General features: G+C 55.1%; 12 protein-coding genes and 1 tRNA gene. 6 read left to right on the forward strand and 7 right to left on the reverse strand.

Features of this window, described 5'->3' with window-relative positions; translation table 11 throughout:
* The coding region (locus ENN40_05505; protein HDP94801.1) for a hypothetical protein at window positions 1–192 on the reverse strand (192 nt) is incomplete at its 3' end.
* Between the two features lie 142 nt (window positions 193–334).
* Here ENN40_05505 and ENN40_05510 point away from each other — a divergent pair.
* A complete protein-coding gene (locus tag ENN40_05510) occupies window positions 335–835 on the forward strand; it encodes a hypothetical protein (protein HDP94802.1) in 501 nt (166 codons plus the stop codon).
* Window positions 836–945: 110 nt separating this feature from the next.
* Window positions 946–1,022, forward strand: a tRNA-Met gene (locus tag ENN40_05515).
* A 62-nt stretch (window positions 1,023–1,084) separates the two neighbouring features.
* Here the strand turns inward: ENN40_05515 and ENN40_05520 are convergent.
* From ENN40_05520 to ENN40_05530, 3 genes are all read right to left on the reverse strand, one after another.
* Window positions 1,085–2,827: a hypothetical protein gene (locus tag ENN40_05520; GenBank protein HDP94803.1), complete on the reverse strand. Its 1,743-nt coding sequence runs from the start codon at window positions 2,825–2,827 to the stop codon at window positions 1,085–1,087.
* A gap of 91 nt (window positions 2,828–2,918) precedes the next feature.
* On the reverse strand, window positions 2,919–3,596 hold the full coding sequence (locus ENN40_05525; protein ID HDP94804.1) for a vitamin K epoxide reductase family protein: 678 nt from the start codon (window positions 3,594–3,596) through the stop codon (window positions 2,919–2,921).
* A 101-nt stretch (window positions 3,597–3,697) separates the two neighbouring features.
* Window positions 3,698–4,165, reverse strand: coding sequence for a MaoC family dehydratase (locus ENN40_05530; GenBank protein ID HDP94805.1), 468 nt, complete (start codon window positions 4,163–4,165; stop codon window positions 3,698–3,700).
* Between the two features lie 184 nt (window positions 4,166–4,349).
* Here ENN40_05530 and ENN40_05535 point away from each other — a divergent pair, with 184 nt between their 5' ends.
* Entirely contained in the window at window positions 4,350–5,237 is an 888-nt protein-coding gene (locus ENN40_05535; protein HDP94806.1) for a sigma-70 family RNA polymerase sigma factor, read from the forward strand.
* Window positions 5,234–6,247: a zf-HC2 domain-containing protein gene (locus tag ENN40_05540; protein HDP94807.1), complete on the forward strand. Its 1,014-nt coding sequence runs from the start codon at window positions 5,234–5,236 to the stop codon at window positions 6,245–6,247. The genes ENN40_05535 and ENN40_05540 overlap by 4 nt, the downstream gene beginning before the upstream one ends.
* Here ENN40_05540 and ENN40_05545 read toward each other — a convergent pair.
* Both ENN40_05545 and ENN40_05550 read right to left on the reverse strand, forming a co-directional pair.
* Entirely contained in the window at window positions 6,187–6,528 is a 342-nt protein-coding gene (locus tag ENN40_05545) for a LapA family protein (GenBank protein HDP94808.1), read from the reverse strand. The genes ENN40_05540 and ENN40_05545 overlap by 61 nt on opposite strands.
* Before the next feature lie 12 nt (window positions 6,529–6,540).
* A complete protein-coding gene (locus tag ENN40_05550) occupies window positions 6,541–7,458 on the reverse strand; it encodes a glycerophosphodiester phosphodiesterase family protein (GenBank protein ID HDP94809.1) in 918 nt (305 codons plus the stop codon).
* A gap of 230 nt (window positions 7,459–7,688) precedes the next feature.
* Between ENN40_05550 and ENN40_05555 the strand changes: the two genes are divergently transcribed.
* A complete protein-coding gene (locus ENN40_05555) occupies window positions 7,689–7,955 on the forward strand; it encodes a co-chaperone GroES (protein ID HDP94810.1) in 267 nt (88 codons plus the stop codon).
* A 61-nt stretch (window positions 7,956–8,016) separates the two neighbouring features.
* On the opposite strand, the gene rlmB is transcribed toward ENN40_05555, so the two are convergent.
* Complete coding sequence (rlmB, locus tag ENN40_05560; GenBank protein ID HDP94811.1) at window positions 8,017–8,772, reverse strand: 23S rRNA (guanosine(2251)-2'-O)-methyltransferase RlmB; 756 nt, start codon at window positions 8,770–8,772, stop codon at window positions 8,017–8,019.
* 123 nt (window positions 8,773–8,895) lie between these two features.
* On the opposite strand from rlmB, the gene ENN40_05565 reads away from it, so the two are divergent.
* Window positions 8,896–9,672 carry an MBL fold metallo-hydrolase gene (locus tag ENN40_05565; protein HDP94812.1) on the forward strand — a complete coding sequence of 259 codons (777 nt, stop codon included), beginning with the start codon at window positions 8,896–8,898 and terminating at the stop codon, window positions 9,670–9,672.
* The last annotated feature ends 224 nt before the right edge of the window (window positions 9,673–9,896 follow it).

The following is a 9,896-nucleotide window of genomic DNA, read 5'->3' on the forward strand; positions in this document are numbered from 1 at the left end:
GGTGGTGCCGTCCAACAGGAAGATACGGAATTTGCCCGAACTGATATCCGTTGTGGTCCAGGTGATGGTTTGGGTGCTGCCAACCGCCCAGCTCTCGCCGCCGTTGGGTGCGGTGACGGTAATAGATTGGCCCATCAGGCCCAGACCGGACAAGATCAGGATCCCGACAAACAGGATTTTTCGTTTAAACATGAAAATACCTCCTTTTTTGTTCATTTCCTCTTGTATGAGAGATATTGCCGGAATATCTCACCCAAAACACCCTTCAGGGCTGGATTATTTTTAACTGTGATTGTTGGAGCCATTCTAATATATAAGTGAACGGAGGAGATCAATGAAACAGAAACTCATGTTGTTTGCCGTCATAATGGCGGTGGTTTGCGCCGGCACGCAATTGCATTCAGCGCAAGAGATGACGGTGGAACTGCCATTGGGAACCGCAGTCGAAAGCCCCGCTCCTTCCCAATGGGTATTTGTGTTGCCGGATGGCCAAAGACTTGAACTGCATGGCTCTGGCGATCTTCATGCCGGTTTTCAAAAGTGTGTTCTGCGTGACCCCGGAGGCAAAATTCTGGCACAGGGTTCGCAGGCTCAATTTGTACAGCCCTCCACGGAAAAGCTGCTGGTGGTGCCTTCGGGTATCCGCCTGATTGCCATTGACAACGAAGTGATCTGGGCCCGCCAGGGAGCTCCCGTTCCCGAAGGCAGCTACCTGCGCATCAACCAGGAAATAGTATGGTTGCCCGCCAAACTGCACTTCTTGACGTTTCAGACCAGAAACGCGCCGGCTAAACCACACAAGCAAACCGGCATCCAGCCGGTAGTTCCTGAATAACCAGACAGTCCGGTAAAGGTTGCTACGGCGCCGGCGATACCGCCGGCGCCGACAACCGCTCATCCCCCCTTGACAGTGGACGCCAACCCGGGTATACTCTGGTTTGGTAACGCGGGGTGGAGCAGTCTGGTAGCTCATTGGGCTCATAACCCAAAGGTCGTTGGTTCAAATCCAACCCCCGCTACCATTTCTCCCTTCATTCCCCGCTACTGTCAAACGTGTCAAACAGACTGCGGCAAAATTCCCGGCTTACAAGTACCCCAGTGACTTTAAAATCTCTTGCTGGCGTTTTGAATAGGGTCCCGGCTTTTCCTTGCTTTTCGAAATCATCCCCGCCAGTTCTTTTATGGCATTGACCAATTCGGCTTTGAGCCGTGGCGCGGCATCGGCATCGTGGAAAAGGTTGTGTCCGCCAAAGGCATCCTCCTCCAGATGCAGGAACTCCATGCGTTTTCCGGCGGGCCTACCGGGTGTAATGATCAACTGGTAGGGAAAATCCACCAGAGAGTAAGAGTCGAAGAACGCCTCGGGAGCATATGTGGCCAGGAGCAGGCGGCGCTGGGGCAATTCCGGTTTCAGCAATGAAGCACCCAGCATGTGAGGCGTTGCTTTCAATCCGGCCAGATCCAGAATCGTGGGAGCAATGTCCAGGTTGGAAACGGCTTCCTTGCGTATTAGGGGTCCATGAATGCCTTTGCCGGCGATAAACAGGGGAACTTGTGAATAAACCCGGTTGAGATAGTGAATATGGCCCACGTGATTGTTCTTGATCTCGCCCAGCCCCTCGCCGTGATCCCCCATAACCACGAAAACCGCCTCCTCATAAACCCCTTCCTTTTTCAAGAAATCGATGAGCTTTCCGAATTCCCGGTCCAGGTAGACCATCTCCTCCTGGTACAGATCCCGGGTAGACCTAGGCGCTAGGTGAAGTTTCAGTAAAAAAGAGAGCTTAACCCGCTGGCTGCTCTTGTCGTTATTGGTGAATACAATCCGCGAGTCCGCGTCTCTAGAAAAATAGGTTACGTTATCCCTACGCTGCTCCACTCGGTTCCAGCGTGGGGGCAACTGCATCTTTAAACCGGCCGCTTCTTCGATGCCGGAAACCAAGAAGTTCATATATGCGATGTTGTTGACCGTGATGGGCTGCTTGTTTTGGTTGAAAGCGGGAATCTCCGCGTTGAGTTCCAAAACATTGCGCCCGGGTGCCACGTCCAACTCCAGGTTGACCACAAACTGATCCGTGCTTCGCCCGGAAAAGACTTCTTTGCTGTTAAATAATACCCGGAATTTTTCACTATACTCCGGAGTGAAATAGGGGCCATGGGGATCTGAGTAATGGATCCAGAAAAATGCGTTGCCGTCCTTGAACTCCCGTATCTGTCGCATGGCGTCGCGATTGACCTCGGCGGCAGTGCGATACCACAGGCCGGGCCTGAAATTCTCCAGGTACTGGTCAAAACCCTGGTCCAAACCGGCCTCGGCACGAAGCACGCCCAGGGAAACCACCGCCCCGGTTTGAAATCCTTGGCCGCGTAGGAGTTGGGCCAGCGCAGGTTTATCCACACGACTGAAATTGCCGTTGTTATAGACTTTCAGAAGATGGGGGGGCATTGAGAACAGCATGGAAGCGTGGGAAGGAAGGGTGATGGGAATCAGGGTGTAGGCATTCTGAAAGATCATTCCATCCGCGGCCAGGCGGGCGAAATGGGGTGTAAGGTCGTTGTTTTCCAGGGCGTAATTCATGAAATCGGCCCGGGTGGTATCCAGAGTAACCAGGAAAATATAACGGGGAGGGGAAGAAGAACTTCCGCATCCCGTCAACAAGAGCAAAGCTACAGAGAACAGCGACAAGGCCGCCATTATGCGATTTTTGATCATATCCATAAGTAATCCCTCGGCTGAATTGGCCCCTCCGGGGCTCTGCGGAATCATACCGGCACCATCTTTATTCCTATCACAATCCGGGCAAAATCTCAACCATAGTGGAGGCATATTCGCACCGGAACACCGATGGTAATTGAAATAACGATACTTTCAAGAGAAAAACAAAGATCAGCCCGGATCCTTGTCTTTCTGCATTGATTTACTTTTTCACCCGGCTCTGTTCGGTTCCGGCATACTCACTGTATGCTCTTTCCAACAGGTGGCGCACCAGTGGCCACGCACCCAGAAAGAGACCGAAGCCCAGGATCAGGGGCGTGATCCGATTCAGGCTGAAATCCAGAAACACCCGGTTGCCGAAAAGGAAAGGAAAAAACTGCCAGAACTCCATCCAGAAAACAGCCTGAACGATCAGGCATAGCGCGCACCACTTGCGGACCTTAACTGCCTGGTACAACACAGAGAACAATGTGTACGGCAACGTAAGCAGGTTGAGTCCGCCAAGAAGCACCACATGAAAGTAAAAATCAGGTGAAAAAGCGGTAAACATCAATACCAACAGGGAACCGCCGAAGTACAACACGCCAAGATCGGCGGTATGAATCACGCCGAAAATCTTTCCCGCCGGGGAGTCGATGACGCGCCGGCAATCGAAATAGGGACTGATGGGACAGAAGCGCTTGAAAAAAGGCACGCGCAACGTCCCCAACAGCAACACCCAGGAAGCAATCAATCCCACCACTTTGAGCAGCAGGATCAACAAGCACAAGCGCTCGTTGCCTCCAAAAAGAAACAGACGCAGAAAAAAGAAGCCCAGCAGCAAGCCGATCATGGCCGTTGTGGCCAGGAACCGCAGACGGGTTATTCGCAAGTCTTTCATCCTTTATTGTGCCACACCGCACGCTTCCCCATTGGTGTTTTCATGAAATAAAGCCATGAAGACATCCCACATATACGCCCGTTTCTGAACCCTGTTCGGGTTCACTCGTTGAAGTGATAAAGCAGCACGATGGTACCGGAAAACACCGGAGTATCCGCGCCCTCAAGGTCCATGATTACACCGATCTTGACCCGGGTGATGCCCCTGAGATTCTTTACTTCCGCTACATTCGCGCGCAAGCGCACCCGGCCACCTGCAGGTACCGGTTGCCGGAAACGCAAGTTCTCTACGCCGTAGTTCACGGTCATGCGTGAATTGGTCGTCTCCACGATCTGGGCCAGCAGCGGCGGCAACAACGACAGGGTCAGGTATCCGTGGGCAATGGTCGATCCAAACGGAGATTCCCTTCTCGCACGCTCGATGTCGGTGTGAATCCACTGGAAATCCCCCGTAGCGGCGGCGAAGCGATCTATGCGTTCCTGATCGATGACCAGGAAGTCGGAAACCCCGAATTCACGGCCCTCGATCGCCTTCCATTCTTCATAACTGGATACCCTAATCTGCACCATGTTCCTTTTCCACCAGCCAGGCGTATTTCTCCCTATCATACACATTGAAACGAAAAATGCAACTGCGGCTCGGCCGGTTGCGGAAATCAGGAGCAGGCTGCAGTATCGATCCACTCGATTATGGCGTTCGCCTTGACAAAAAAACGGGACCCGGATAGTGTAAACGCCGTGGAGAAACGACACCGTGGCTTCTGAACCTGTGATACCATTCCACGACAATGCATCCCGGGAAAGCCGTGACCTGCTCAATCACCATCTCGATTTCATTCAGTCCCGGTGCAAACTGGCAATCCAGTGCCAGGCCGCCGGCAGCAGAACCCTGCCGGGCATCGACCTTGAAAATGAAAGCCTGGAACTGTTCAACCTGGTGATTGATCGCATCCGGAAAAACGACTACGCGGTGATTCGTCGATTCGACCGGCGTGCGCGTTTCACCACCTACCTGACAACATTGATCGCCCGCCAGGCAGTGGAGCGAATTCGCCGCCGCAAAGGCCGTACACGGACGCGCGAGCGGGCGGAATCCCTGGGCCGACTGGGAATCCGCCTGTTTGAAAAGATCGTTTCGCAGGGGCTCGGGGTTCCAGACGCGCTGCGGGAGATGATGCACGAAAGCCTTCCCGGTATGACCGAGCAGCGCTTGACGCAAATGGCGAATCACATTCTTGGGCAACGCAGTATGCCGCCGACGGTGATCATCTCCATGGGAGAAATGCCCGATTGCCCGGAACCATCCGGAGTAACACCTGAATCCGCAGCCTTTGAAAAGGAACGGCAAGCACGAATCACCGCCGCCGTCTCTTTGTTGCGCAGCCGGCTTTCGGGAACGGAATGGCTGTTGCTGAGGTTGCGTTTTCCTCCAGACCCGCGATCCCCGGCCCGCAAAGCAAGCGAAATCGCATCCCTGATGGGTATAAGCCGCAAAGCGGTGTATCGGCGGCTGGACCGCCTTCTGCCCCATTGCCGTACCATATTGAGAAAAGCAGGCATCGATTTTTGCGACCTGTTTTCGCAACCGCAGGGGAATTCCTTTGACGGTGTCCGACCCAATCAAGGGAGCATTGAATCATGAAGCAGCAGCGATTCATTTCGAGCCGTTCTTTAGGTTCCTTTCAGGATGCGACCCTGCGGGAATTAAACCGGGAAATGCAGAAAAGCGGCTTAACAGTGCAATGCCCGGATGACTCACCCCTGGCCGCCCTGGCTGAAGGACGCCTCAGCCGACCAGAGAGGGAATCCCTCCACCTGCATCTGGCGCAGTGCGAATCCTGCCTGGAAACCTACAGCCTGCTCTGCAGCCTGCTTCGCGATGCCGCTCAGAACCGCCACAGCCGCCGTTCGTGGACGCCCATGGCCCTGGCCGCATCACTGGTCCTGGTAGTGATTTCATTTTTCCTTTTCGGACCCCACGGCCGCGACCTGGCACCGGGAATGGAATTGGCTGCGGATAATGCCCAGTTTACGGTAAATAGAGAAAAAGACCAAGATGGCAAAAGGGCCAAAGATGAAACAAGCGTGGAATCCAGCAGCCCGTCTCGAAGAGAGGGCAAACCCCCTGTTTCCCCGCCTGACGGCAAAAAGGTTGATCCCGCTGGACCGCCCGCGCCCAAACAAGACCGTGTCCGTCTCCAGGCCGAAGTTCCTGAACCGGGCGCCAAAAGCCGTGTGCAACGGCAAAGCCGGCCTGCGCAAAAAAGCGGGATTTCCGCTAAAGAAAATCGAGTTCGTCATTTCGAAGCGGCCGAGGAAGCCCCGAAAGCCACCGCCCCCGGGGATTCCCACAAATGGGCTGAAAAGATCCGCATCGACGTTCAGCCGGCAAACACACCGGCAGGCCGCATTTCAGTCGTGCTGGCAATCAACGCCCGGGGTATGATCAGCGATATGACCATCGACCCGCCGGACTCACCCCTGGCCGCTCCGGTGCGCCGGGCCTTGCAAAGGCATTCCTTTCCGCCGCCATCATCCCCCGTGCGGTTCTTGCGGCTGACCATTGAATGGAACGGGGAGTCCTGGAAGATTCAGTCTTCTGAGCCATCGAATCCCAATGAATCCGCAGGCAACGATCCCGCTTCATTTTGATGGCTTTCGGGAGCCGCTGTTTCCAGTTTTTCCACTTTACCTTTGAGTAGATCCAATTCTCTTCGGCACTCCTTTAATTCGCGGCGTTCCCGGATTGCGGGAACGATCAGAAACAGGATGGCGATACCGGCTCCCAACGCCAGAGAGATCACCAGCAGCAGGGCCAGGGGAACATGTACCGTAAAACCCACCAGGCACAACTCAGTTGGAGCCGTATTGTTCAATGTAAACAACACAATGACAACGATTACCAGCAAACCCAGAATCAAACGCTTGACCATGATGTTTCTCCCTTAATAGATATCTGCGGAACCACGACCGGTTTTTTCCAGGCTGCGTGCCACCCGGCGCACGGAATCCGTTGACAGGATCTGGGCTCCGCTCCGGTACAATTCCCGATAGACCTCATCTCCGCGTCTCCGGGCCAGGCGATCCAAATGGTTCATGGTCCCGAGGATGGCGGGAATGCCGACAGCGCGCAACATCCGGTACACTTCGGGATCCGGCTCCCGGGTCCCCACAAACACCACCAGCCGGGCCGCGGGAACACCCGTTTTCAGCAATCGTTGCAGTGAAGGCAGGCTGGAGGCGGATGCGGATATCACGACCCCGGCGTCAAGGGCGTTGACGCGGACGGCCTGTTCATGGGAATAGGTAATCACCACCGCGTATCCCCGGGCATGATGACATTCCAGAGAGTCCAGCACCATGGCATAGAGACGCTTCTCTTTAACATCCAGGGTCAGCACACATCTTTGGCGGGCCCATTCCAATGTTTCACCCAAGGTGGGGATGCGATGAGCGGTCACTTTTCCAAAGGGATCCCGCAATCGCAGCTGGCGCAAATGGGCAAGGTCTTTTTCCACTACCGCTCCGGTGCCATTGGTGGTGCGATCCAGAGTGGCATCATGCATGAGCACCAGAATTCCGTCGCGGGACACGCGCACATCACATTCAATCAAGCAGGGGGCCATACTCAGGGAATGGGCAAATGTTTCCAGGGCATTCTCCGGAAAGCCGGGACCGGGACCGCCGCGGTGAGCGCTGATCAAACAAGAACGGCCGTCTTTTCCCCAAAGGTAGGTCCGCAACTGATCCGCGTGGCTGAATCCATGATAAGCGGGAACCGGCTCGGGCATGGAAGATGAACAGGCCCCGATCAAAACAACCAGGATCCAGGCCGGCAACCAGGCCATACGGCGCATTGTCATGATTCCTCACAAACAACCTGTCCAGACTAGCAGAGCGGCAGGCAAAGATCAAGACGGGTCATCTCAAACTTGCCCAAGTGGGCGCGAACCTGTCTCAAGCTGTCTCGGACCTGTTGACAGAAACAGCAGGAAAGAGTACAATTCAATGAGCAGAAACAGTGGCGATGCAGCCGGGTTCGCCCGGCAGAAACGCCCAATTCTCATTCAACTTATGATAACAGGAGGTGAGCATGAAGGTTCAACCTTTGGATGACCGCGTGCTGGTAAAGCCCGTTGAAGAGGAGCAGCAGTCCAGCTCCATCATTATCCCGGACACGGCCAAGGAAAAACCCATTGTGGGTGAGGTCAAGGCCGTTGGCACGGACGAAGAGATTCAGAAGCTCATCAAGGTCGGTGACCGCGTGATTTTCGGCAAGTACGCCGGCGAGGAGATCAAGCTCGAAGGCGAAAAGCACTTGATCATTTCCCGCTCCGACTTGTTGGGCAAAATTGAATAATCCCGTTCGTCCGCGCTGAGAAGCGCCATGACGCACGGATGGGAACAGCTTTTTTTTGGGTTCAAAACCTGGGTTCAGGGGGTTCCGTTACTGGGGAACGGCTCCCTTTAACGGTTCGTTGCCGCATTATTTCAAACAAGAGAATGCCGGCGGCGACCGATACATTCAGTGATTCCACTCCTGAGCAGATCGGAATCCCGATCTGTTGATCCACCTGTCGCAACACGGCGGGAGAAATGCCGCCTGATTCACTTCCCATCACCAGGACCAGAGGAACGGTTAAATCCGCTTCCGAGTAGCTTCCGGCTTCGGCCACGGCCCCGAACACCCAATAACCGGCCTGCTTGAATACACCCAGGTCTTGCGAAGTTTTCCTGGACACAACGATACGGCTTTGCAGTAAAGCTCCAGCCGATGCATGCAATACCGACTCGTTCAACGGCGCGCTGCGCCTGCGCGGAAGAATCACGCCATCCACGCCCGCGGCCACTGCCGAACGTAGCAAGGCGCCCATGTTACCCGTGTCCGTCACTCCGTCCAATAGCAGAAACAGCCCGTGCCGGGCCGTATCCATTGCCTCCTGAAGCGTGAAGGTTTCCACTGCCGCGATCTCAGCGTAAACGCCCTGGTTCACGCCGCCTGCCCGGCGATCCAATGCTTCCCGGGGCACAAACCGATACAATACCTCGCGCCGGTGGCACCACTGCTTTAACTGCTGTACCCTGGGATCCCTGTGATTGCGACTGATCCAGACCTTCTGCACCGCTTTTCCCGCGCGCAAAGCCTCAATCAGGGCGTTTATCGACGTAATGATCATGTTGCAGCCATTATACGCTCCCGGCCTACGAAGTGTAAAATCACAACACCGCGCTTGCCGCCGCGATGGGGGTATGCTAAACTGAATGCGGCTCTACAAGCGTCATTCCATTGCAAATCACCGATGATTGAGTTCTACAGTCTGGGCAGCAGTTCGCGGGGCAACGCCTTTTTGGTGCGCACCGGACCGGACCACTGGCTGATCGATGCCGGGCTCAGCGCAACTGAAATCACATCTAGGCTGAAAGACCGGCACTTGATGCCCGGAGACCTGTCCGGGATCTGGATTACCCATGAACACGGTGACCACATCCGGGGTCTTTGCGGAATACAGCGCCGGGCCGCCATACCGATCTTTATTTCGTCACGTTGCCACGCAGTGGCCGGGATCCATTTATCCCCGGACCTCGTGGTGCCGATTCATGCCGGCCAGGAAGTGGTGCTGGGAAATACCCGGGTCCGCGTCCGGGGCAAGTCCCATGACGCGGTGGATCCGCTCTTTTTCACTTTTACCTACGGTGGACGGGCGGTCAGTATCATCACCGACCTGGGATATGCATGCGCCGATGTGCGAACAGCGGTGGCAGATTCCGACGGCCTGATCCTGGAAGCCAATCACGAAACAGCCATGCTACTCTCAGGACCCTACCCCGCGTTTCTGAAACGGCGGGTGGGCGGTGACCGCGGACACCTGTCCAATCACCAGGCGGCGGAACTTTTGGTCCGTGCCGCGACCCCGCGGCTGCGTCACATTTTGCTGGCTCACGTTTCACAAAAAAACAATAGCGCCGCCACCGCCCTGGCCGTGATATCCCGGGCCCTGTCGCCATGGCCGGATTCACGACCGCCGGAAGTGTCTGCCGCACCTCAGTGCGGAGGAACGGAACCGATAAAACTGTAGAGGTAAAAGTTGGAGAGTTGGGAAGAAGGGAACGGGGGACAGAACGGACTCTCTAAGTCGAAAGTCCTTCAGGGCGGTTCGCGAACCGCCCCTACTTTTCAAACTTCTTCACTCTTCAACTTTTCAACTCTTCAACTTTTGGATCTATTACGTTTTGTGTGGGTAAATACACATTGGTAATTGGTAAGCGGTTGTGAGTATGAGTACCCGCAGGGCATAAAGCA

Source organism: Candidatus Aminicenantes bacterium (assembly GCA_011049425.1).
Lineage (GTDB): Bacteria > Acidobacteriota > Aminicenantia > UBA2199 > UBA2199 > UBA876.

Excerpts from the sequence above, each read along its gene's own strand:
- rlmB (HDP94811.1), bottom strand. The coding sequence starts at position 8,772 with ATGATCATTACGTCGATAAACGCCCTGATTGAGGCTTTGCGCGCGGGA.
- ENN40_05510 (HDP94802.1), top strand. The coding sequence starts at position 335 with ATGAAACAGAAACTCATGTTGTTTGCCGTCATAATGGCGGTGGTTTGC.
- ENN40_05555 (HDP94810.1), top strand. The coding sequence starts at position 7,689 with ATGAAGGTTCAACCTTTGGATGACCGCGTGCTGGTAAAGCCCGTTGAA.
- ENN40_05545 (HDP94808.1), bottom strand. The coding sequence starts at position 6,528 with ATGGTCAAGCGTTTGATTCTGGGTTTGCTGGTAATCGTTGTCATTGTG.
- ENN40_05525 (HDP94804.1), bottom strand. The coding sequence starts at position 3,596 with ATGAAAGACTTGCGAATAACCCGTCTGCGGTTCCTGGCCACAACGGCC.
- ENN40_05530 (HDP94805.1), bottom strand. The coding sequence starts at position 4,165 with ATGGTGCAGATTAGGGTATCCAGTTATGAAGAATGGAAGGCGATCGAG.
- ENN40_05550 (HDP94809.1), bottom strand. The coding sequence starts at position 7,458 with ATGACAATGCGCCGTATGGCCTGGTTGCCGGCCTGGATCCTGGTTGTT.
- ENN40_05540 (HDP94807.1), top strand. The coding sequence starts at position 5,234 with ATGAAGCAGCAGCGATTCATTTCGAGCCGTTCTTTAGGTTCCTTTCAG.
- ENN40_05565 (HDP94812.1), top strand. The coding sequence starts at position 8,896 with ATGATTGAGTTCTACAGTCTGGGCAGCAGTTCGCGGGGCAACGCCTTT.
- ENN40_05520 (HDP94803.1), bottom strand. The coding sequence starts at position 2,827 with ATGCCTCCACTATGGTTGAGATTTTGCCCGGATTGTGATAGGAATAAA.